The following is a 21,035-nucleotide window of genomic DNA, read 5'->3' on the forward strand; positions in this document are numbered from 1 at the left end:
CCAATCAATGAGGAGAAACCATGGCGGAAGCCTATGTTGGTGAAGTGCGTCTGTTTGCTGCAACCTTTGTGCCCGCTGGCTGGCTGGCGTGCGTAGGGCAGCAACTGCCGATCAACCAGTACAACGCCCTGTTTGCGCTGATCGGCACCTATTACGGCGGCGACGGCCGCACCACGTTCAACCTGCCCGACCTGCGCGGCCGGGTGCCGATGCAGGTCGGCGAGTCGCAGTTCGGCACCTTCAATCTGGGGACCAAGGGCGGCGACATGCCAACCCCGATCACCGCCGCCGGCTCGGTGCAGATCACCAAAGTGACTCAGCTGCCTGCCCACAACCATACTGCGACCCTGACGGTGAGCAAGGATGGGGGCTCCAGCGCGGCGCCGCTGGATGGCGGTTATCTCGGCACGGTAAAAGTATCCGGCCTGGGCGCGGCGCCGAGCGTGTATGCTTCCACGACCACGACGGGCACGACCACGCTGAACGCCACTGCGGTCACAACGGCAAACACCGGTTCGGACAACCCCGAGGCCATTCCGGTGACGGTCACTACCCAGATCCCGGCATCGGTGCCCCCGGCCCTGGGAATGTATTACGCGATCTGCTGGTCGGGCATCTTCCCACCGCGTCCGTAACCGGCCGCACGAGTCGCTGCAGCAGCCCGGGATCGCCCTCGGCCTGCTGCAAGACGGCCTTTTCAAGGCTGTCTCGATATCGAAGGGCATGAGCGCTTCTGCGACCTTCACCGGCAGCGGCGGCGGTCAGCCGGCTCAGCCGGCGGTTCGCTCGAGGAACTACCCGCCGAAACCCAGGTAATCCTTACAGCAGGACCAGGCCGGGCTGCTGCCCGATACGATAGGCGAACTGCAGGGTTTCCCCGCCCTGCAATGCCAGGCGGCCGGGCAAATGCTGCGGCTGGTTCAAGCTGGACTCCCAATCCAGCAGCACATGGCTCCCGAAGCTGACGATCTTCGTCAGCAACCGGGGTTCCATACCGGTGGGCACCGTTGCGGGCACCCGCACTACACCTGCTGGCAACTCGCCATCCATCCCGCTCCAGGCGCGAATGGCATCCGCATCGAGACGGAACACCGGCCCCAGTTCGACACGCTCGCGCTGCGGCGGTTGCGGCGCGACGCCATCGTCCAGGGGCGGTGACAGCTCCTTGCTCAAGCGCAGCAGGCAGGCTTCCACCGTCACCGATTCAGGCACCAGCAGCGCTTGCGGGGCCTGCATGGCCAGGTGGCGCATGATGGCCACTTGCGGCTCGCTGCGCAGCGCCGCATTCATCGTCTCCGACACGATCACGTCGGGCAGCGCGGCCGGATCGAGCCGCAGGCTGCAGGCATCGGCCAGCACGTAGCCGGCGACATGGGTCTCCAAGCCGAGGCGGCGCACCAGTGCGCGTGCGCTATCGAGCGAGGCGGCGTGGATGTCGACCAGGGTGAACGATGCCTGTCCGGGATCGAGCAGCGTCATCAGAGGCAGTGCCAGCGTGGCAAGCGGGCCGCAGCCGGCATACAGGACGCGTACCGGCCGCTCCGGCCGCCGCGCCTGTTCGATGGCTGCGGCGAGCCCGCGGATGAAGACGATGGTGCGCAGCGGTTCGCGCGCGCACAGCGCCGCCTTGACCGGGGAAATCGCCAGGCCGGCGGCGGTGACGGTCTCGTTGGCGCCGAGGGAAACGTGCACGTCCGGCGTCACGCCGGACAGCCGTTCCAGCAACCGGCTCAGGTCGACCACTTCGCGGAACAGGCTGTCGCGCTCCCTTGCGGGGCTGACGATGTCGCGCGCCAGCGCCTGCAAGCCGGCGCGATCGTCGCTACCGGCGCTACCGGCGCTCATGCGATTGGATGTAGGATTCATCATTGCATTATGCTCAATGATGCCGTCAACCTCAATCATTCTTGCCGATCCATGCTGAACCTCGAATTCGCCCACCTGCGCTTGCGCCCCGCACTGCCCGACGACGAAGACTTCCTGAAGATGCTGTACGCATCGACCCGTGACGACCTGCGCCTGGCGGCCGAACCGCCCTTGCTGGACATGCTGCTCGACATGCAATGGCGCGCCCAGCGCGCCGGCTACCGCCAGGGCTTCCCTGGCGCCGACGACACGATCATCGAGACTGGCGGCGCGCCGCTGGGCCGCTTGCTGGTCGACCGCGGCACGCGGCCGTGGCGCATCGTCGATATCGCGCTGTTGCCGGCTGCGCGCGGCCTGGGTCATGGTGCCGCCGTGCTCGGGGCGCTGCAAGAACACGCGGCGGCGCAAGGCGCCGCATTGGCGCTCACGGTGCGACTCGACAATCCCGGCGCGCGCCGGCTCTATCGCGCATGCGGCTTCGTCCCGGCGGGGGCGGACGCGCTGTCCGAGCAGATGATCTGGCCCGGCTGAGCCACGCCGAAGCGCGGCTGGCCGGACGCTACAGAATGCTGGCCAGTGCGCACTGCCGGTAGTGGCTCGCCGCCTCCTGCTCCTGCCCCAGCGCCTCGTGCATTTGCGCCAGCTTGAGGTGCGCCTCGCGCACCATCGACGCATCAAGGGCGTCCGACAGCGCCTGCTCCAGGTAGCGCTGGGCCTTGCCCCACAATTTCTGCTTCAGGCACAGCGAGCCGAGGGTCAGGGCCAGCTCGGCGTCCGTCGGGCGCTCGCGGCGCCAGGATTCGCAGGCCTCGATCTGGGCCAGCAGTGAAGGCGATCCGAACGGGCTAGCGGCGTCGCGGTAGGCGCGCACCACGCGCTCGTCCCAGCCGGCCTTGAGCGACTCTTCGGCGATCGCGCGCGCCTCGTCGTGCAGGCCGCGCGCATTGAAGGCGCTGGCTGCGCGCGCCGCGATATAAGGCACGGTGCGGTCTGGCGCCGGCACCGTGGCCCAGATGCGGCGCAACGATTCGGCGTCGTGCCCGTCGCCGCCCAGCAGCGCCTCGTAGGACAGCTCGCGCAGGCGGCTCGACAGGGCCGGATGCAGCGCGCGGCGCTTATCGAGGATGCGCACCAGGCGCAGCACCTCGGGCCAGTTGCGCGCCTGCTGGTTGGCCTTCATCGCCCACTGCAGCGCGTGGATGTGGCGCTGGCCGCTGGCGTTGAGTTCGGCCACCGCTTCGAGCGCGGCTTCGGGCTGGTGGTCGTCGACCAGCAGTTCGGTGACCGTCATCAGGCGCGCGGTCTTGAGGGTGTTGTCGTGGGCGATCCCGGCCAGCCAGGCGTCGCGCCGCGCCGGCTCGCGCATGCGGTGCGCGGCGCGCGCGCCGATCAGGGCCGCCAGGCCCGCGTTCTCGGGCAGCTCGGCGGCGCGCATCGCGGCTTTTTCGGCGTGGCCGAAGCGGCCTTCGAACAGGGCCTTGAGCGCGTCGCGCATGCCCTTGTTGCCTTCGCGTTCGGCGCGGCGCTGACGATAGGCGGCCACGCGCTGCGGCATCCTGAGGGTGGCGTTGATGGCGCGCACCAGGCCGTACAGCGCCAGGAAGGACGCCACCAGCAGCACCACGAACAGGTTGAGCGACATGTCGATCCGGTGCGGCGGGTAGAACAGCACCACATTGCCCGGATTGAAGCGCGCCGTCACGGCGATGCCGATGGCGGCGGCCATCAGCGCGACTAACCAGAGAAGTAAACGCATAGCTTATTGTTTCGCCTTGTAGTTGCGCACGGCGTTCAGGCTGTCTGCCAGCGTCGGCATCTCGATCGTCAGGTTGTTGGCCTGGACCTGGCGCAGCGCGGCCTGGCTCGATTGCGTCACGCGCGCGCGCGTGTCGAAATACTTGAGCAGCATGGCCTGGGCCGTGGCCAGGTCGTCGCGGAAGGTCGCCTCGTTGCGCGACAACAGCGCCAGGCGCGCGTTCAGCAGGCGCAGCTTGAGGTTCTCGCGCACGAAGAACGATTCGCTCGGCGACAGCATCAGCGCCTCGGGCGACTCGACGCTGCGCACCCGGATCAGCTGGCGCACGTCGTCCCACATCTCCTGGCTCCACAAGGTCCAGGTCTGGAGCATGCGCTGGCCCACGCCCAGCGGCTGCGCCGCATCGGCGCCCGCCGCATTCGCTCCAGCGCCGGCCGCGGAGGCAGCGGCCTCGCCCTTGCGCGCGGCGCGCACCGGCGCCACCGGCAGCAGCGGCTTTTCGTTCGACAGCATCGGCAGCGAATCGACCTGCCCGATCACGTGGTCGAGGCGCACGGCGACGCCGGCCAGGTCCACCGCCGGCAAGGCCTTGAGCTTCTCGATGTCGCCCGCGATGGCGCGCCGGATGGTGAGGAACTGCGGGGTGTCGGAGCGCGACACCGCGCGGTCGGCGTTCTGCAGCGCGATCAGGGCGCCCTGCACGTTGCCGGCCAGTTGCAGCTGCTGGCTGGCGGTCGACAGCACCTGCTCGATCTCGGTCAGCGCCCACTCGTCGCGGTTCTGCGACAGGTCTTTATACAGCTGCTCGAGCGCCACCTGCTGGCTCTGGGCCTCGCTCTGGCGGCTTTCGAGCACGCCGACCTTGATCTGGAGCTCCTTCGACTGGTCCGCCACGTCGCGCGCCAGCGCCGCCGTCTCGGCATTGACCGCATTGCCCTTCTGGAGGCTGCGCGCCATGTCCTGGCGCAGCGCGTTGATGCGGTTGTGCGACGAATACGTCTGCAGCGCCAGCAGCACGGCCAGCGCGATCACGGCCAGCGGCAGCGGGCGCGCCAGGCGGTCGAACAAAGCGGGGCCGCCCGGCTCGCCCATGCGCGGCAGGACGGGACCCCCTCCGGCCGGGGGCACGCCACCCGCCGGTGGCGTGCCGCCCGGAGGGGGCATGCCGCCTGGAGGAACGCCCCCGGCGGCCGCGCCGCCCTGGACGCCCTCGGGCTTGTGGAGACTCGGTGCGGGCACATTGGCCTGCGGCTGATCTGGATTGTTCGGCAATTCGTTCATTATTGTGATTGTAACGCTGCTAGTATGCGGGCATCTCCGGATCCCGTCAGGGTCACCTGGCGCAGGCCCAGCGCATGCGCCGTCTCGGCAATCCGCGCATGGGGCACCACCAGGCGCTGCCGCTCGAACCGTTCCTGGTACTGTGCCTGCCCCAGCGCCGCCACCAGGCCGGCCAGGCCGCGCAAGGCTTCCGAGCTCGTGATTATCCAGTCGTTTGGCTGCGCCAGCAAGGCGCGCAATCGTGCGCCCAGCTCGTCCGTCAATACAGGGGTCGCGCGGCGGTAGGCCGCCACCGCCTCGACCGTGGCGCCGGCCGCGCGCAGGGCGTCGGCCAGCAGCTCGCGCCCGCCGTCGCCGCGCACGATCAGCACGCGCCGGCCGGCAAACAGGGCCAGGTCCAGGCTCTGGAGCAGGTGTTCCGAATCGGCGTGGGCGGGGTCGAGCGGACTGTGGATCGTATGGGCGGGCGCGGCCACGCCATGACGCGCCAGCGCGGCGCGGCTGCCCTCGCCCACCACTGCCAGTGGCACGGCCGGCGGCCAGGCGTCGAGGTGGGCGAACGCCGCATCGACCGCATTCGGCGAGACGAACACCGCCAGCGCATACTCATGCAGGCCGGCCAGCGCCGCGCGCAGCGGCGCCGGATCGTCGACCGGGGCGATCTCGAGCAGCGGCAAGACCTCGGCCGTGCGGCCGAGCGCCCGCACCGCCTGCGCCAGGCCATCGGCCTGGGCGCGCGGCCGGGTGACCACGACCACGCGGTCGCTCGGCGCCGGGTCCAGTTCAGGCATCCTCGGCCGCATCGACGCGGCAGGCGGCCAGGATCGCGCTGGCGTCCTGCTGCGCCAGCAGCTCGGACACCTGCTCTCCCAGGTATTCCGGCTGCCCGGCGGCGCCCGCCACCTCGGCGTGCGCGCTGCGCTTGCCGTCCGGGGTCGCGACCATGGCGCGAAGGCGCATCTGGCCGTCCTGCACGGTGGCATAGGCCGCCAGCGGGATCTGGCAGCTGCCGCCGAAGATGCGCGACACCTTGCGCTCGGCCAGCACCGCCTGGGCGGTCTCGACGTGGTTGAGCGGGGCCAGCACGGCGCGCAGGTCGACGCCGTCGCTGCGCGCGCCGCTCAGGATCTCGATCGCCATCGCGCCCTGGCCGGCCGCCGGCAGGCTCAGCTCGGGCTCGAGCAAGGCCTTGATGCGCTGCGGCAGCCCCAGGCGTTTGAGGCCCGCGGCGGCCAGGATGATCGCTGCATAATCGCCGCGATCGAGTTTACCCAGGCGCGTGTCGAGATTGCCGCGCAGCGGCTGGATCACCAGGTGCGGGTAGCGCGCCGCGATCAGCGACTGGCGGCGCAGGCTGCTGGTGCCGACCACGGCGCCGGGCGGCAGCTCATCCAGGCTGGCGTAGTCGTTCGAGACGAAGGCGTCGCGCGGGTCTTCGCGCTCGAGCACGGCAGCCAGCTCGAAGCCTTCGGGCAGCTCCATCGGCACGTCCTTGAGCGAGTGCACGGCCAGGTCGGCGCGGCCTTCGGCCATCGCGACCTCGAGTTCCTTGACGAACAAGCCCTTGCCGCCGACCTTGGACAGGGTACGGTCGAGGATCTGGTCGCCGCGTGTTGTCATTCCGAGAATTTCGACGCTACATTCTGGATATAATGCGGCGAGCCGGTCGCGCACGTGCTCCGCCTGCCACATGGCGAGGCGGCTCTCGCGGGATGCGATAATCAATTTGGCTGGCGCCTGGGGCGTCACGTTGGATTCCTGCTGTATAGCGTTTAACACTCGAGTTCTTTCACTGTCATTGGGCCGACCCGGACGATGCCAGTAGCCGCTCCCTGCATAAGATCATAAATTTTATCATGGGGGCATCTTGCAGATCGTGGCCCACCGCCATCGCACAATCTATTACTTGTGGTCGACATGGACAATCCTGCTGCACCCGTAGTACAAGCCGGCGCCGACAAGGACGCGCCGCTCAAAGAAGACATCCGCCTGCTCGGACGCCTGCTGGGCGACGTGCTGCGCGACCAGGAAGGCGACGCGGTGTTCGACATCGTGGAAACCATCCGCCAAACCGCGGTGCGCTTCCGCCGCGACGACGATCCGGACGCTGGCGAAGAGCTGGCCACCCTGCTGCACAAGCTCACCCGCGACCAGACGATTTCGGTGGTGCGCGCCTTCTCGTACTTCTCGCACCTGGCCAATATCGCCGAAGACCAGCACCACAACCGGCGCCGCCGCGCGCACCTGCTAGGCGGTTCGGCGCCGCGTTCGGGCAGCATCGGCTACGCGCTGGGCAAGCTGGCCGAGGCCGGCATCGGGCGCGACACCGTCGACGCGTTCTTCCGCGACGCCCTGATCTCGCCGGTGCTGACCGCGCACCCGACCGAAGTCCAGCGCAAGAGCATCCTCGACGCCGAGCACGACATCGCGCGCCTGCTGGCCGAGCGCGACGCGCCGCAGACGCCGAAGGAACGCCGCCGCAACGAGCAACTGCTGCACGCCCGCATCGCCACCCTGTGGCAGACGCGCATGCTGCGCTACTCCAAGCTGACCGTGGCCGACGAGATCGAGAACGCTCTGTCCTACTACCGCATCACCTTCCTGCGCGAAGTCCCGGCCCTGTACGACGACATCGAACTCGAGCTCGCCGAACAGTATGGCAGCGACGGGTCGGCCGCCGCCGCCCACGCCTCGTTCCTGCAGATGGGCAGCTGGATCGGCGGCGACCGCGACGGCAACCCGAACGTCAACGCCGACACCATGCGCCACGCGCTGACGCGCCAGTCGACCACCATCCTCGACTTCTACCTCGACGAGGTGCATGCGCTGGGCGCCGAGCTGTCGGCCTCCACCCTGCTGGTCAAGGTGTCGCCGGCGCTGGAACAGCTGGCCGACGCCTCGCCCGACGCCTCGCCGCACCGCAGCGACGAACCCTACCGCCGCGCCCTGATCGGCATCTATGCGCGCCTGGCCGCCACCGCGCGCGAGCTGGGCGTGGGCCACATCCTGCGCAAGGAAGTCGGCCATGCCGCGCCCTATCTCGACCCGGAACTGTTCGCGGCCGACCTCGAGGTGCTGGCCGACTCGCTGCGCCAGAACCACGGCGCCATGCTGATCCAGCCGCGCCTGGCCGGCCTGCTGCGCGCCGCGCGCATCTTCGGCTTCCATCTGGCCTCGCTCGACATGCGCCAGAGCTCGGACATCCACGAGCGCGTGCTGGCCGAGCTGTTCGCGCGCGCCGGCGTTGAAGCCGACTATGCGGCGCTGAGCGAAGAGGACAAGCGCGCGCTGATCCTGCGCGAGCTGGCGCAATCGCGCCCGCTGTTCTCGCCCTACGAAAGCTATGGCGACGAGACCAATTCCGAGCTGGCGATTTTGCGCTGCGCGCGCGAGATCCGCCTGCGCTACGGCCCGCGCGCGATCCGCAACTACATCATCTCGCACACCGAGACTGTGTCCGACCTGCTCGAAGTGCTGCTGCTGCAGAAGGAGACGGGGCTGATGCGCGTGAGCGCGGGGCTCAGTGACGTGATGGTGATCCCGCTGTTCGAAACCATCCCCGACCTGCAGCGCGCCGCCGGCATCATGGACGAGTGGATGGCGATTCCGCTGGTGGCCGGCATCATCGAGAAACAGGGCCGCCTGCAGGAAGTCATGCTCGGCTACTCCGACTCGAACAAGGACGGCGGCTTCCTGACCTCGAACTGGGAGCTGTACCAGGCCGAGCTCAAGCTGGTCGAAGTGTTCGAACAGCGCCAGGTCAAGCTGCGCCTGTTCCACGGCCGCGGCGGCACCGTCGGCCGCGGCGGCGGCCCGAGCTACGACGCGATCCGCGCCCAGCCGCCCGGCACCGTCAACGGCCAGATCCGCCTGACCGAACAGGGCGAGATCATCGCCTCGAAATTCTCGAACCCCGAGATCGGCCGCCGCAACCTGGAGCTGCTGGTGGCGGCGACGCTGGAAGCGAGCCTGACGCCGCACGGTGTGAAAGACGGCGCCAGCGGCGTCGACGCCGGGCGCCTGCAGCGTTTCGAGTCGGTCATGGCCGAACTGTCGAACCGCGCCTACAAGGCCTACCGCAACCTCGTGTACGAAACGCCGGGCTTCACCGACTACTTCTTCGAAGGCACGCCGATCGCCGAGATCGCCGAACTGAACCTCGGTTCGCGTCCCGCCTCGCGCAAGTCGACCCGCCGCATCGAAGACCTGCGCGCGATTCCCTGGGGCTTCTCGTGGGGCCAGTGCCGCCTGCTGCTGCCGGGCTGGTTCGGGTTCGCGTCGAGCGTGACGAGCTGGCTCGACGATGCCAACGTCGGCGGCGACCGCGACGCGAAACTGGAAGAGCTGCGCGCGATGTACCGCGACTGGCCGTTCTTCGCCACCCTGCTGTCGAACATGGACATGGTGCTGGCCAAGACCGACCTGGCGATCGCCTCGCGCTACGCCGGCCTGGTGAGCGACGCCGGCCTGCGCGAGCGCATCTTCCGCCGCATCGCGGCCGAGCATGGCGAGACGATCCGCACCCTGGAAGCGATCACCGGCGCCAGCGAACGGCTGGCCGGCAACCCGCTCCTTGCCCGCTCGATCCAGAACCGCTTCGCCTATCTCGATCCGCTGAACCACTTGCAGGTGGAGCTGATCCATCGCCGCCGCAAGCTGGCCGACAATGCCGATCCGCGCGTGCATCGCGGGATTCACCTGTCGATCAATGGGGTGGCGGCGGGGTTGCGCAACACTGGTTGAGCGCGTAACGCTCTAAAAAACAAAAGCCGCCCGGCGCAAACCGGGCGGCTTTTTTACATCCACACCACCGATGAATTACTGGTTGTGCAGGAAGGTCTTGAGCTTGTCCGAACGCGACGGCTGGCGCAGCTTGCTCATCGCCTTGGCTTCGATCTGGCGGATACGCTCGCGGGTCACGTCGAACTGCTTGCCCACTTCTTCCAGCGTGTGGTCGTTCGACATCTCGACGCCGTAGCGCATGCGCAGCACCTTCGCTTCGCGCGGGGTCAGCGAGTCCAGCACTTCCTTGATCACGTTGCGCATCGAGGCGTGCAGCGCGGCGTCCAGCGGGGCCAGGGTCGCGTTGTCCTCGATGAAGTCGCCCAGCTGCGAATCGCCGTCCTCGCCCATCGGGGTTTCCATCGAAATCGGTTCCTTCGCGATCTTCATGATCTCGCGAACCTTATTCTCCGGCATTTCCATCTTGGCGGCCAGGGTCGGCAGGTCCGGCTCGCTGCCGGTTTCCTGCATGATCTGGCGCGAGATGCGGTTCATCTTGTTGATCGTCTCGATCATGTGCACCGGCACGCGGATCGTGCGCGCCATGTCGGCGATCGAGCGCGTGATCGCCTGGCGGATCCACCAGGTCGCATAGGTCGAGAATTTGTAACCGCGGCGGTATTCGAACTTGTCGACCGCCTTCAGCAGGCCGATATTGCCTTCCTGGATCAGGTCCAGGAATTGCAGGCCGCGGTTGATGTATTTCTTCGCGATCGAGATCACCAGGCGCAGGTTGGCCACCGTCATTTCGCGCTTGGCCTGGCGGGCGCGCTTCTCGCCGGCCGCCATCTGCTTGTTGATCTTGCGCAGGTCGGCCAGCGGCAGCGCCACGCGCGCCTGCAGGTCGATCATGCGCTGCTGCAGCTCTTTAATGGCCGGCAGATTCCGGCTCAGCACCGCGCTGTACGGATAGGCGCAGTCGACTTCGCGGTCGCCCCATTGCAGGTCGGTCTCGTTGCCCGGGAAGACCTTGATGAAGTGGGCGCGCGGCATGCCGCAGCGGTTCACGCAGATGTCCAGCACGGCGCGCTCGATCGAACGCACTTCGTCCATCTGGCCGCGCAGCGTGTCGCACAGCTTCTCGACCACCTTGGCGGTGAAGCGGATGCCCAGCAGCTCGTACGAGATCACGGCCTGCGCTTCTTCGTAGGCCGGCGAACCATAGCCCTCGTTCTTGAAGGCGTGGCCCATCAGGTCGAACTGCTGCTCGATCAGCGCGAACTTCTCCAGCGCGCCCTTGCGCAGCTGGGCCAGTTGCTCGGCCGAGTAGCCGGCCGCGGCGCCGCCGGCGCTGCCGCCTTCGCCCTCTTCTTCTTCGTCCTCGACCTCGTCTTCTTCCTCTTCGTCCTCTTCCGCGGCAGCGGCGGCGTGGGCCACCGAGGCGGCCGGCGCCGGGGTGTCTTCGAGGTCGACGAAGCCATCGACCACGTCGTCGATCTTCAGCTCGTCGCTGGCGATCTTGTGCGACAGCGCGATGATTTCCGAGATCGTGGTCGGGCACGCCGAGATGGCCTGCACCATGTCCTTCAAGCCCTGCTCGATGCGCTTGGCGATCTCGATCTCGCCTTCGCGCGTCAGCAGCGACACCGCGCCCATTTCACGCATGTACATGCGGACCGGGTCGGTGGTGCGGCCGAAGTCGGAGTCGACGGTCGACAGCGCGGTCGCGGCGGCGGCCTCGACTTCGTCTTCGCTGGTCGGGGTCACGGCCTGGTCCGACAGCAGCATCATTTCGGCTTCAGGGGCGCGCTCGTAGACGGCGATGCCCATGTCGTTGAAGGTCGCGATGATGCCTTCGATCGCTTCCGGATCGATGATGTTTTCCGGCAGGTGGTCGTTGATCTCGGCATGGGTCAGGTAGCCGCGCTCCTTGCCCATATTGATCAGGTTCTTCAGCTGCTGGCGGCGCTTTTCGAGTTCGGCTTCCGAGAAACCGGCTTCATTCAGCATGCCGAGGCCCTTGGCCTTGCGCTCGCGCGCCTTCGAGGCCGCCTTCAGTTCGGCGCGCTCGACGGCGTTCAGCGCCGCGACTTCATCGTTCTCCGGCACGAACTCGCTCGGCTTGCGGCCGCGGCGGCCCGGGACCTTCACCTGCGGCAGCAGGTAGCCCGAGGTGTCGATCGCGGCCAGCGCGGCGGCGTCGGTGGTCTTGCTGACGGCGCCGACGGCGCTCACGGGGGCTGCCGGGCTGGTCTCGACGCGGCGCACGGCGCGGGTGCGCACGACTTTGGGCGCTTCCTCGGCGGCCTGGGCCACCGGCGCCACGGTCGGAGCAGCGGTCGGAGCAGAAGCTGCGGCCGGGACTTCCGGCTCGGCTGCCTTCAGCGCGGCCAGCTTGCCGCGCTTGCGCACGATGACCGGCGCCACGGCCGGCTTGGCCTGCGCCTGCATGTATTCGGCGGCCAGGTCGATGCCGGCGTCCACGTCGGCTTCGGCAGCGGCAGGAGCGGATTCGGCCAGCACCGGTGCGGCGGCTTCGGCCACCACCTCTTCGACCGCGGCGGCGATCGGGGCCGCGGCAGGCGTCTCTTCCACGACTGGCGCAGCGACCGGCTCGGCCGCCACCGGGCCGCCGGCGGCCAGGATGGCGTCGGCCTGCGCCTTGAGCGTGGCCAGGCGCGAACGGGTCTTGACCACCGTCACCTTGGCCGCCGCTTCCGTTTCGAGGAAGTAGGAGGTCGCGGTTTTCGGCACTGCCAGCGGCGCCGAAGCCTTGGCCGGCGCTTTTTTCGCTGTCAGTGTCAATGTCTTGGCGGTGTTTTTCATACTTAAAACTCTCCAGTCGAGGCGAGGTGCGCGCCTGCGAAGTCAATAATCCAGCGGGACCCGCGTACGGATCCTGGGAAAGGGGGAACGGAAGTGGCCCTACCTAGGGGCGGACATGCCAGGTTTCAAGCACGACTTACCGGGTTTTGCGCGCGCCAACTCGATTCTGGGCTGCGGACAGATAGGCGATGGTCGATGTTCAAAATCGTGCTGTGCATGTCGGAACGAAAAAAAGCCCGCTAACACGGGCTTGCATCTATTTTTCTAGAAGAATAGGGGAAGGGGTTATTATGCCCCAATGCAAGTTTTGGTGATAATTGATAGATCCGATAAGGGATATACACAATTCACATAGCGCCACCCTGACATGCCGTCCGTGCAAGCTGCTGGGCGTGTCTGCGCCGGCGCAAGCCGGACTCAAGGCAAGAGGCGGATGATACACGATTTCATGCGCCGGCGCTTCCCCCTGCTATAAGTTTCCCAACATTTATAATGAGAACTAGTACAATGCGCGCCCGAGCGCCGTGCTATCCTTCGCAATCCTGTTCTTACCATGAAGTCAATGAATACCAATACCCCTGCAGAGTCCGTCGACACGAACGCCAATCCGGCCACCACTTCGGAGGCGCAGCAGCCGCAAGCGCCAGCTACCGCAGCGCCGGCCGCCGCGCCGGCGCAGGGCCTGTCGGCGCGCGCGCTGCTCAAGCAACTCCAGCAGGAGTATCCAGCCTTCCGCGACTGCCTGCCGCTGTCGATCGGCATCGACAAGCAGCTGCTGGCCCGCATGCCCGGCCTGGACAAGAAGGTGATGCGCGCCGCCCTGGGCATCCATACCGGTTCGATGCGCTACCTGCGTGCGATGGAAAAGGCGAAAGTGCGCCACGACCTGGACGGCACCGCGGGCGCCGAAGTGCCCGAAGCGCACCGCCTGCACGCCAAGGAACAGCTGCAGCAGCGCTTCAAGAAGGAAGCCGAGCGCAAGAAGGCCGAACGCGAAGCCGCACAAGAAGAAGAAAACAACCGCAAGCGCCAGGAAAAACTGCAGGCGCTGGCGTCCAAATTCTCGAAGAATTGAGCGCGGAGCCCGGGATCCTCGACGACGACCTGCCGCCCGATCTGCCGCCCTACGTCGGCATCGATCTGGCCCGGGTGCGCCTGGTGCGCAGCGAGCAGGACGCGCGCGAGGCGCTGGCCGACCTGCTGGCCAGCGAAGCGATCGGCTTCGACACCGAATCCAAGCCGACCTTCGCCAAGGGAGAAGTCTCGACCGGGCCGCACCTGGTGCAGCTCGCGACCCTGGACACGGCCTGGCTGTTCCAGACCGCGACCCCGGCCGGCATGGCGCTGGCGGTCACCGTGCTCAAGCCCGTGCTCGAGGACGAGCGCGTGCTGAAGGTGGGTTTCGGCCTGGGCGACGACGTCAAGCGCCTGAAGTCCAAGTTCGGCATCGGGCTGCGCAATGTGCTCGACCTGTCGACGGCCCTGCGCCGGCGCGGTGAAAAGAATCCGCTCGGCGCGCGGAGCGCCGTCGAGCGCTTCTTCGGCCAGCGCCTGCAAAAATCCAAGCGCATCACCACCACCAACTGGGCCCTGCCCCGGCTGTCGGACAAGCAGTTGCAGTATGCGGCCGACGATGCGCATGCGGCGCTGAAGATCTACCGCCAATGGAAGGCGAATCCGCCGGCCTGAGGCGCATCGAAGGCCGCGCACCAAAAGAGGGAGTCAGGCTCGGCAATTCGCGATATCATTCTCACCATCTTCGATGCCGGTGGGAGCCCATGAGATCACGAAGCCTGCGCCTCTTCTTCGCCTCCCTGTTCGGCGCGCTGGCCTGCACGGCCAGGGCGGCGCCGCACACCGTCCCCGACACCCTCGACCAGCGCCTGCTGGCCTGCGCGACCTGTCATGCGCGGGTCGATGGGCGCGGCAACCCGGTCAACGACAGCTTCTATCCGCGCCTGCAGGGCAAGCCGGCCGGCTACCTGTATCACCAGCTGCTCAACTTTCGCGACGGTCGGCGCCAGTATCCCCTGATGACCTACCTGGTCGACCACCTGCCCGACGCCTATCTGCGCGAGATCGCCCAGCACTTCGCGGCCCTGCCGCCGACCGTGCTGCCCCCACAACCATCCGGTTTGTCGGCCGCTGCGCTCGAACGCGGACGCCGGCTCGTGGTCGACGGTGACGCCGCGCGCAAGATCCCGGCCTGCGTCGCCTGCCATGGCGCGCGCCTGACCGGCGTGCAGCCGAACATCCCGGGCCTGCTCGGCCTGCCGCGCGACTACGTGAACGCGCAGTTCGGCGCCTGGCGCAACAAGGTGCGGCGCGCGCATGCGCCCGATTGCATGGCCGACATCACGGCCCGCCTGTCGCTGGAGGATGTCTCTGCCATTTCGGGCTGGCTGGCGGCGCAACCGATGCCGCGCGACGCGCGCCCGGCCGACGCCATCGCGCGTCCCTTGCCGCTGGCCTGCGGCAGCGATCCGGAGGCGCGATGAAGACCGTGCGGATCGCCCTCGTCCTTATCGTCGTTCTCGTCGTGGCCGCGGTGGCGCTGGCCTGGCCGCGCGCCGAGCATATTCCATCGAGTTCTCCGGCCGCCTATGCTTTGAACACGGCCAATGTCGAACGTGGCGCCTACCTGGCGCGGGCCGGCGACTGCATCGCCTGCCACACGGCGCGCGGCGGCGTGGCCTACGCCGGCGGCCGCGCGCTCGATACCCCGTTCGGCCGCTTCTATGGGCCGAACCTCACGCCGGACAAGGAAACCGGCATCGGCGACTGGAGCGCGGACGACTTCTGGAACGCGCTGCACAACGGCATCGCCAGGGATGGCCGCCTGCTCTACCCGGCCTTCCCCTACACGAACTACACGAAGGTCACGCGCGCCGATTCGGATGCCCTGTTCGCCTACTTCCGCAGCCTGGCGCCGCAGCGCCAGCCGAACCGGCCGCACGAACTCGGCTTCCCCTACGACAGCCAGGGGCTGCTGGCCGGCTGGCGCCTGCTGTACTTCCGGCCCGGCGTGCATGAGGCGCAGCCGGCGCGCGGCGTGGAGTGGAATCGCGGCGCCTACCTGGTCGAGGGCCTGGGACATTGCAGCGCCTGCCACAGCACGCGCAACCGGTTTGGCGCGAACACGGAAGGGCTCGATGGCGGCCTGATTCCGACGCTGGGGTGGTATGCGCCGTCGCTCACGTCCGGCAGCGAGGCTGGGCTGGGCGATTGGGACAGGGAACACATCGTGGCGCTGCTCGGCGCCGGCATCTCGCCGCGCGGTTCGGCCACCGGGCCGATGGCCGAAGTGGTGGCGCGCAGCTTGCAGCACCTGACGCCGGACGATCTGGGGGCGATGGCGAGCTATCTGCAATCCTTGCCGGCGACGCCTGCGCAGCGGCCGGATCGCGCGCCGCCGGCGGACGAACAGGTGCTGCTCGAGGGCCGCCGCATCTACGAAGCCAGTTGCGCGCAATGCCATGGCGACGATGGGCGGGGCAAGCTGCCGGCTTATCCGCCGCTGGCGGGAAACCGCGCCGTGACCTTGAGCCCGGCAGTGAACGCGATCCGCATGACGGTCAATGGCGGGTTCCCGCCCGGGACGAAGGGCAATCCGCGCCCTTACGGCATGCCGCCGTTCGGCCACGAGCTGGACGATGCCCAGGTGGCGGCGGTGCTCAGTTGGATCCGGGCCAGCTGGGGCAATGCGGCGCCGCCCGTGACTGCGGTCGAAGTCAACCGGTATCGGGCGATCACCGGCGACTGAAGCGTGTAGCGACGTCCTCCACCGTTGCCTGCCAGAACCGAACGGCTGTGCACGTATGGGCGTGCTATCGTCCTGACCACATTTCCGTGAACTGATCAGGCTCACTTCGGCGGCCTGCGCGCAATCGCGCCCCCGTGAGCCGGCCCGAAAGGACAAGGATGAACCGTTTCAACGAAAAAACCGTGCTGGTCACCGGTGCGGCCTCCGGCATCGGCCTGGCGGCTGCCCGCCGCTTCCTCGACGAAGGCGCCCGCGTCGTGATGCTCGACATCGATGGCGACACGCTGAAGAAGGCCGTTTCCAGCCTGCCCCAGGACCGCGTGCTCGTGCAGGTCGGCGATACCGCCGACAAGGACACCGCGAGCGCCGCCGTCAAGGCGGCGGTCGACCGCTTCGGCGGGCTGCATATCCTCATCAACAACGCCGGCATGGCGACCGAAGGCGACATCACGCAGACCAGCGAGGAAGACTTCGAGCGCGTCATGGCGGTCAATGTCGGCGGCTACTATCACATGGCCAAGGCGGCGATGCCCGAGCTGGTGAAGGTGCACGGGTCGATCGTCATGACCTCGTCGGTGTCCGGCCTTGGCGGCGACTGGAATCTGTTTGCCTACAACACCTCGAAGGGCGCCGTCAGCAATATGGTGCGCGCGATGGCGATGGATGCGGCGAAGGATGGCGTGCGGGTGAACGCGGTCAATCCGAGCTTCACGGTGAGCAGGATGACCGAGGACATGCTGGCCGATCCGGAGCTGGTCGCCAAGTTCAAGGAACGCATGCCGCTCGGCGCGCCGGAAGATCCGGAGGGTGTGGCGGCGGCGATGGCGTTCCTGGCGAGCGAGGACGCGCGCCTGATTACCGGGGTGAATCTGCCGGTGGATGCGGGGTTGATGGCGTCGAACGGGCAGCCGCCGCAGTAAGCATCGGTCCAGAAATCCCGCTCTCGCCGGACGATATGCGGTGGGCGCCAGCCATCCGATGGCGCACGCCACTCAAGGCCTTACCTGGCCTGATCAAGGCAGGCGTCGTCGTCGACACGATAGCGCAAGGCCACCGCATAACCCTCTGCCGAATAACGCGTGACCAACAGCGCTGACGATGCGTGATAGGTTCCGCCATTCATGGCGCGATCGATAAAACACACTTCCAGATCCTCGATCCCGTCCTTGTTGACATCCCGTCGAGACAGGATTTTCAGTTCGTAATACCAATCCCCCGCAGTATCGAACACAAGCGTGTCGTCCGTCGCCTTGCTCGGCCTCATGCCAAAATCGGCGAACGTACGTAATCCGGGAGTGCGGCGCGGTCCGAATGAGCTTCGAATGGTGGCAAGGTCAAATTTCTCGGCCAGGAACTGCCCCAGGTTCTCACGCGGGAAAAAGCTGACCAACGGCGAAGCTTGCACGGTCCCCGCCAGCGCGAGGCTGGCCAGGGTACTGGACACGAAGCGGGAGTATCTCACCGGGCGCCCGTGGTCGCGAATGACATTTCCGCTCGTCGATCAGACCATGTCGGCGAACGCCACGCGGTCGGTGGTCGCATTGCGCGCATCCTCGACCCGCACCTTGTGCGCAGCCAACAGCCCCTCGAGCGACGCATTCATCGTGTGGCACCCGGCATCGATCCCCTTGTTCATCTGCGCCCGAATGCCGCCCAGGTCCCCCGCCTCCAGCATGCGCACGACCGCCGGGCTCGGCGTCAGGCATTCGGTCGCCAGATAGTAGCGATTGCCCTCGACCGACGGCAGCAAGGCCTGGCACAAGATGCCGCGCAAGGCATGCGCCAATGCCTGCGCCTGCGCCTCCGAATTACCCAGCAGGCGCAACATCTTTTGCAGCCCGAGCTCGGTCGAGCGCGCATGCAGGGTCGCCAGCACCAGCGGCCCCGACTCGGCCAGCGCCAGCGCCTCCTGCGCCGTCTGCGCATCGCGGATTTCTCCGATCACGATGACGTCCGGCCGCTCGCGCAGCGCATCGAGCGCCCCCAGGTAATAGCTCTCGACGTCGCCATCCTCCCCCACCTCGCGCTGCGTGATGATGCACTTGCGCTGAGGGATCAGGGTCTCGACCGGATCTTCGATGGTGATGATGTGTCCGGAGCGCTGGCGATTGATCTCGTCCAGGAGCGAAGCAATGGTGGTCGACTTGCCCTGGCAGGTGTCGCCGATGATCAGCACCAGCCCGCTGGTCAGCCGCGCAAACTCGCGCTCGTCGTCCCACAGGCCCAGCTCGCTCAATGCGATCGGCTCCTTCGGAAAGCGCCGGATCACGCAGCCGATGCGCTTGCCGCCCTGGAACCGGAAGCAGTTGGCGCGTATGCGCGCCGTATGCAGGTCGATCGAGCGGTCGAAGGCGCGCGAGGCGATGCGCTGCGGCCAGTTCGGCTCGATCACGTCGAAGAATTCTTCCAGCTCTTCCTTCGTGATCGGCGAATCGGTCACCGCCACCAGGCCTTTCGGCTGGCGCAGCATCAACGGGCTGTTTTGGTGGATGATGATGTCGGAAAACACCAGCTTCGAGTTCAGCAGGTGCAGGATCTGCTGCACCAGGGTCTCGAACACCGGGTGGTCTTCGTTTTCGATGTACGAAAGGGTCGGGATCTGCGAGGACTGGTGGTATTCCATCTGGTGTTAGAGAGAAAACGATTTCCAGTCATTATAGAACTGGAATGTTGCACCAAAGTAAAAATATCGTCAGCGTGACAAACTCGCAACAATGCGGTCGCCAAACACCGTGATCGTCACCCCCAGGGCCACGACCAGCGCACCGGTCAAGCGCACCGGCGACACCTCGCGCCTGGCCATATTGATCAGGCCAAAATGGTCGATCGCCATCGAACTGAGCAGCTGACCGGCGATCACCAGCACCACCAGGGTCAAGAGGCCGATGCGCGGCGCCAGGAACACAGTGCCGAGCACGAAGGCCGCGCCCATGAAGCCGCCCAGGAATTTCCAGGCCGGCTGGGACGGCAAGGCCGTCAAGGTCGTCCCCAGGCCTGCCACGCCGCCCTTGGCCAGCGCCATCACCAGCAGCGCCACCGTGCCGCAGCTGAATGAGATCAACGCCGCCATGATCGAATTGGTCCCGATCGAGTGGGCCAACTGGCTGTTCACCGCGGCCTGCGCCGACATCGCGACGCCGATGCAGAATGCCGCCGCCAATAAAATCAGGTTCATCTCCGTACGTCCTGGCAAAAAAACGCACGATTTTAGTGCATTCCGGGCCGGCGCGTCGGCACGCCCCGTCGCGTGTTCATGCATTTCATCCCCGGCAAGCTGCAATTCGTCGCAAACGGCTCTTCCGGATGCGCCCGGCTGGCTAGGATGGCTGCCATACCAACGAATCACGGAGTCCACCCATGCCAGCCTTCACACCCTCCTTTGCCGCGCGCGCCCTGCTGCTGGCCGCCACCCTCGCCTGCGTCGCCGCGCCGACGCCCGTCATGGCCTGGCCCTTCGGCGGCGAAAAAGTCGAAGGCAGCGGCAGCGTGACGCGCCAGGCGCGCCAGGTCGAGCGCTTCACCGGCATCGCGCTCGAACTGCCGGCCCAGCTCGAACTGCGCATGGGCAATACCGAAGGCATCACGATCGAGACCGACGACAACCTGCAGCGCCTGATCGAGACCGAGGTCGACGACGGCGTGCTGCGCATCCGCCCGACCAAGCGCAATATGAACCTGCGCGCGCGCACGATGAAGATCGTCGTCAACGCGCGCCAGATCGAGCGCCTGTCTCTGGGCGGCTCGGGCACCATCGATGCCGAGGCGCTGCGCGCCCAGACCCTGCGCGTGAACCTGGGCGGCTCGGGCAAGATCCGGGTCGCGAGCATCGACGCCGAAAAAGTGTCGGTCAGCGTCGGCGGCAGCGGCGACTTCCGCGCCAATGGCGGCAAGGCGCGCGACGTGTCGGTGTCGATCGGGGGTTCCGGCAATGTCGACCTGGGCAAGGTTGCCGCCGACAGCGCCAGCATCAGCGTCGCCGGTTCGGGCGACGTGACGGTCTGGGCCCGGCGCGAACTGAGCATGTCGATCGCCGGCTCGGGCGACGTCAAGTACTATGGCGACCCGCAGCTGCGCAGCTCGGTCGCCGGCTCGGGCAAGTCGCGCCGACTGGGCGACGCCCCGAACTGATCCGGCAGCGGCGCTTACAGGGCGCCGCGCAGCACTTCGCGCTCGACCTGCACCGTGTCCGTGCCGTCGGTCAGCCACACCTGGCCGTCCTGGATCGTGCACTGCAGCTGCATCGAGCGCTGCGCCATCTTTTCCAGTTGCGCGCTCGTCGAAGAGGGGATGTTGATCACGCTGACATTCCTGGCGCGCTCGATCTTGTTGGCCAGGCCCTTGAACCAGATGCTGCTGGTCGCGCTATAGCTGTACACCACCACCTTCTCGGCGCGGCCGGCCGCCTTCAGCAGGCGCTTCTCGTCCGGCTGGCCGACCTCGATCCACGTCTGGATGGCGCCGGTCAGGTCCTTCAGCCACAGCGCCGGCTCCTCGACGTCGAACAAATCCTTGCCATAGGCGAGCGCCGGATCGGCGTGCAGGGCGAAGGCCAGCAGGCGGATCATCACGCGTTCATCGGTTTCGGACGGATGCCGGGCGATGGTCAGGCTGTGTTCCTGATAGTAGTTCCGGTCCATGTCGGCGATCGACAGGTCGGCCTTGTAGATGGTCGCTTTGAGAGCCATTGTTGCGTGCGCTTGTGTGTGCTGGAGGATGAAAACCCGCTATTGTCGCATGCGCGGCGACTGCCGGGTTCCCTGCCGGGCTAGACTGGCCGTCTTGTTGAACATGGAGCGGAACTCTAGTCACAATTCCGGTGTC

Annotated in this window: 19 protein-coding genes; 9 read left to right on the forward strand and 10 right to left on the reverse strand. The window is 67.1% G+C overall.

Annotation, left to right across the window (positions count from 1 at the left end):
- The first annotated feature begins 20 nt into the window (after positions 1-20).
- Complete coding sequence (locus LO55_RS23655) at positions 21-635, forward strand: phage tail protein (RefSeq protein ID WP_071363343.1); 615 nt, start codon at positions 21-23, stop codon at positions 633-635.
- 184 nt (positions 636-819) lie between these two features.
- Here LO55_RS23655 and LO55_RS26790 read toward each other — a convergent pair whose 3' ends face one another.
- Complete coding sequence (locus LO55_RS26790) at positions 820-1,869, reverse strand: SAM-dependent methyltransferase (RefSeq protein ID WP_177185568.1); 1,050 nt, start codon at positions 1,867-1,869, stop codon at positions 820-822.
- A 48-nt stretch (positions 1,870-1,917) separates the two neighbouring features.
- On the opposite strand from LO55_RS26790, the gene LO55_RS26795 reads away from it, so the two are divergent.
- Positions 1,918-2,397, forward strand: coding sequence for a GNAT family N-acetyltransferase (locus LO55_RS26795; RefSeq protein ID WP_071363345.1), 480 nt, complete (start codon positions 1,918-1,920; stop codon positions 2,395-2,397).
- A 28-nt stretch (positions 2,398-2,425) separates the two neighbouring features.
- Here the strand turns inward: LO55_RS26795 and LO55_RS23670 are convergent, their stop codons facing one another.
- Genes LO55_RS23670 through hemC form a run of 4 tightly spaced genes read right to left on the reverse strand, consistent with a single transcriptional unit; the run spans position 2,426 to position 6,652 of the window.
- On the reverse strand, positions 2,426-3,622 hold the full coding sequence (locus tag LO55_RS23670) for a heme biosynthesis protein HemY (protein WP_071363346.1): 1,197 nt from the start codon (positions 3,620-3,622) through the stop codon (positions 2,426-2,428).
- Between the two features lie 3 nt (positions 3,623-3,625).
- Positions 3,626-4,903 (reverse strand): uroporphyrinogen-III C-methyltransferase, encoded by a 1,278-nt coding sequence (locus LO55_RS23675; RefSeq protein ID WP_071363347.1) that lies wholly within the window; start codon positions 4,901-4,903, stop codon positions 3,626-3,628.
- On the reverse strand, positions 4,903-5,694 hold the full coding sequence (locus LO55_RS23680; RefSeq protein WP_071363348.1) for a uroporphyrinogen-III synthase: 792 nt from the start codon (positions 5,692-5,694) through the stop codon (positions 4,903-4,905). Before LO55_RS23680 ends, LO55_RS23675 begins: the two co-directional genes overlap by 1 nt.
- Positions 5,687-6,652, reverse strand: a complete 966-nt coding sequence (gene hemC, locus LO55_RS23685; RefSeq protein ID WP_083415539.1) for a hydroxymethylbilane synthase — start codon at positions 6,650-6,652, stop codon at positions 5,687-5,689. Before hemC ends, LO55_RS23680 begins: the two co-directional genes overlap by 8 nt.
- 168 nt (positions 6,653-6,820) lie before the next feature.
- Between hemC and ppc the strand changes: the two genes are divergently transcribed.
- Positions 6,821-9,646: a phosphoenolpyruvate carboxylase gene (gene ppc / locus LO55_RS23690; RefSeq protein ID WP_071363350.1), complete on the forward strand. Its 2,826-nt coding sequence runs from the start codon at positions 6,821-6,823 to the stop codon at positions 9,644-9,646.
- A 75-nt stretch (positions 9,647-9,721) separates the two neighbouring features.
- Here ppc and rpoD read toward each other — a convergent pair whose 3' ends face one another.
- Positions 9,722-12,451 carry an RNA polymerase sigma factor RpoD gene (gene rpoD / locus LO55_RS23695; protein ID WP_071363351.1) on the reverse strand — a complete coding sequence of 910 codons (2,730 nt, stop codon included), beginning with the start codon at positions 12,449-12,451 and terminating at the stop codon, positions 9,722-9,724.
- 562 nt (positions 12,452-13,013) lie between these two features.
- Between rpoD and LO55_RS23700 the strand changes: the two genes are divergently transcribed.
- The 5 genes from LO55_RS23700 (at position 13,014) to budC (ending at position 17,134) form a co-directional block, all read left to right on the forward strand.
- Positions 13,014-13,526 (forward strand): ProQ/FINO family protein, encoded by a 513-nt coding sequence (locus tag LO55_RS23700; RefSeq protein ID WP_071363352.1) that lies wholly within the window; start codon positions 13,014-13,016, stop codon positions 13,524-13,526.
- Complete coding sequence (locus tag LO55_RS23705) at positions 13,523-14,140, forward strand: 3'-5' exonuclease (RefSeq protein WP_071363353.1); 618 nt, start codon at positions 13,523-13,525, stop codon at positions 14,138-14,140. The genes LO55_RS23700 and LO55_RS23705 overlap by 4 nt, the downstream gene beginning before the upstream one ends.
- Positions 14,141-14,229: 89 nt before the next feature.
- Complete coding sequence (locus tag LO55_RS23710; RefSeq protein ID WP_071363354.1) at positions 14,230-14,949, forward strand: c-type cytochrome; 720 nt, start codon at positions 14,230-14,232, stop codon at positions 14,947-14,949.
- Positions 14,946-16,214: a c-type cytochrome gene (locus LO55_RS23715; RefSeq protein ID WP_071363355.1), complete on the forward strand. Its 1,269-nt coding sequence runs from the start codon at positions 14,946-14,948 to the stop codon at positions 16,212-16,214. Before LO55_RS23710 ends, LO55_RS23715 begins: the two co-directional genes overlap by 4 nt.
- Positions 16,215-16,372: 158 nt before the next feature.
- Positions 16,373-17,134: a meso-2,3-butanediol dehydrogenase gene (gene budC / locus LO55_RS23720; protein ID WP_071363356.1), complete on the forward strand. Its 762-nt coding sequence runs from the start codon at positions 16,373-16,375 to the stop codon at positions 17,132-17,134.
- Between the two features lie 80 nt (positions 17,135-17,214).
- Here the strand turns inward: budC and LO55_RS23725 are convergent, their stop codons facing one another.
- From LO55_RS23725 to LO55_RS23735, 3 genes are all read right to left on the reverse strand, one after another.
- Complete coding sequence (locus LO55_RS23725; RefSeq protein ID WP_143054611.1) at positions 17,215-17,658, reverse strand: hypothetical protein; 444 nt, start codon at positions 17,656-17,658, stop codon at positions 17,215-17,217.
- A gap of 57 nt (positions 17,659-17,715) precedes the next feature.
- Positions 17,716-18,837 carry a type IV pilus twitching motility protein PilT gene (locus tag LO55_RS23730; RefSeq protein WP_071363358.1) on the reverse strand — a complete coding sequence of 374 codons (1,122 nt, stop codon included), beginning with the start codon at positions 18,835-18,837 and terminating at the stop codon, positions 17,716-17,718.
- Positions 18,838-18,906: 69 nt separating this feature from the next.
- Positions 18,907-19,389: a DMT family transporter gene (locus LO55_RS23735; protein WP_005669514.1), complete on the reverse strand. Its 483-nt coding sequence runs from the start codon at positions 19,387-19,389 to the stop codon at positions 18,907-18,909.
- A gap of 182 nt (positions 19,390-19,571) precedes the next feature.
- On the opposite strand from LO55_RS23735, the gene LO55_RS23740 reads away from it, so the two are divergent.
- Positions 19,572-20,342, forward strand: a complete 771-nt coding sequence (locus tag LO55_RS23740; protein ID WP_071363359.1) for a head GIN domain-containing protein — start codon at positions 19,572-19,574, stop codon at positions 20,340-20,342.
- Between the two features lie 14 nt (positions 20,343-20,356).
- On the opposite strand, the gene LO55_RS23745 is transcribed toward LO55_RS23740, so the two are convergent.
- Positions 20,357-20,899, reverse strand: coding sequence for a YaeQ family protein (locus LO55_RS23745; RefSeq protein WP_071363360.1), 543 nt, complete (start codon positions 20,897-20,899; stop codon positions 20,357-20,359).
- Positions 20,900-21,035 lie beyond the last annotated feature (136 nt).

This window comes from Massilia timonae (genome assembly GCF_001866515.1).
Lineage (GTDB): Bacteria > Pseudomonadota > Gammaproteobacteria > Burkholderiales > Burkholderiaceae_D > Telluria > Telluria timonae.

Bases quoted from the DNA above. Each gene is read 5' to 3' on its own strand.
- LO55_RS23655 (WP_071363343.1), top strand. From the start codon at position 21: ATGGCGGAAGCCTATGTTGGTGAAGTGCGTCTGTTTGCTGCAACCTTT.
- LO55_RS26790 (WP_177185568.1), bottom strand. From the start codon at position 1,869: ATGATGAATCCTACATCCAATCGCATGAGCGCCGGTAGCGCCGGTAGC.
- LO55_RS26795 (WP_071363345.1), top strand. From the start codon at position 1,918: ATGCTGAACCTCGAATTCGCCCACCTGCGCTTGCGCCCCGCACTGCCC.
- LO55_RS23670 (WP_071363346.1), bottom strand. From the start codon at position 3,622: ATGCGTTTACTTCTCTGGTTAGTCGCGCTGATGGCCGCCGCCATCGGC.
- LO55_RS23675 (WP_071363347.1), bottom strand. From the start codon at position 4,903: ATGAACGAATTGCCGAACAATCCAGATCAGCCGCAGGCCAATGTGCCC.
- LO55_RS23680 (WP_071363348.1), bottom strand. From the start codon at position 5,694: ATGCCTGAACTGGACCCGGCGCCGAGCGACCGCGTGGTCGTGGTCACC.
- ppc (WP_071363350.1), top strand. From the start codon at position 6,821: ATGGACAATCCTGCTGCACCCGTAGTACAAGCCGGCGCCGACAAGGAC.
- rpoD (WP_071363351.1), bottom strand. From the start codon at position 12,451: ATGAAAAACACCGCCAAGACATTGACACTGACAGCGAAAAAAGCGCCG.
- LO55_RS23700 (WP_071363352.1), top strand. From the start codon at position 13,014: ATGAATACCAATACCCCTGCAGAGTCCGTCGACACGAACGCCAATCCG.
- LO55_RS23710 (WP_071363354.1), top strand. From the start codon at position 14,230: ATGAGATCACGAAGCCTGCGCCTCTTCTTCGCCTCCCTGTTCGGCGCG.
- LO55_RS23715 (WP_071363355.1), top strand. From the start codon at position 14,946: ATGAAGACCGTGCGGATCGCCCTCGTCCTTATCGTCGTTCTCGTCGTG.
- budC (WP_071363356.1), top strand. From the start codon at position 16,373: ATGAACCGTTTCAACGAAAAAACCGTGCTGGTCACCGGTGCGGCCTCC.
- LO55_RS23730 (WP_071363358.1), bottom strand. From the start codon at position 18,837: ATGGAATACCACCAGTCCTCGCAGATCCCGACCCTTTCGTACATCGAA.
- LO55_RS23735 (WP_005669514.1), bottom strand. From the start codon at position 19,389: ATGAACCTGATTTTATTGGCGGCGGCATTCTGCATCGGCGTCGCGATG.
- LO55_RS23740 (WP_071363359.1), top strand. From the start codon at position 19,572: ATGCCAGCCTTCACACCCTCCTTTGCCGCGCGCGCCCTGCTGCTGGCC.
- LO55_RS23745 (WP_071363360.1), bottom strand. From the start codon at position 20,899: ATGGCTCTCAAAGCGACCATCTACAAGGCCGACCTGTCGATCGCCGAC.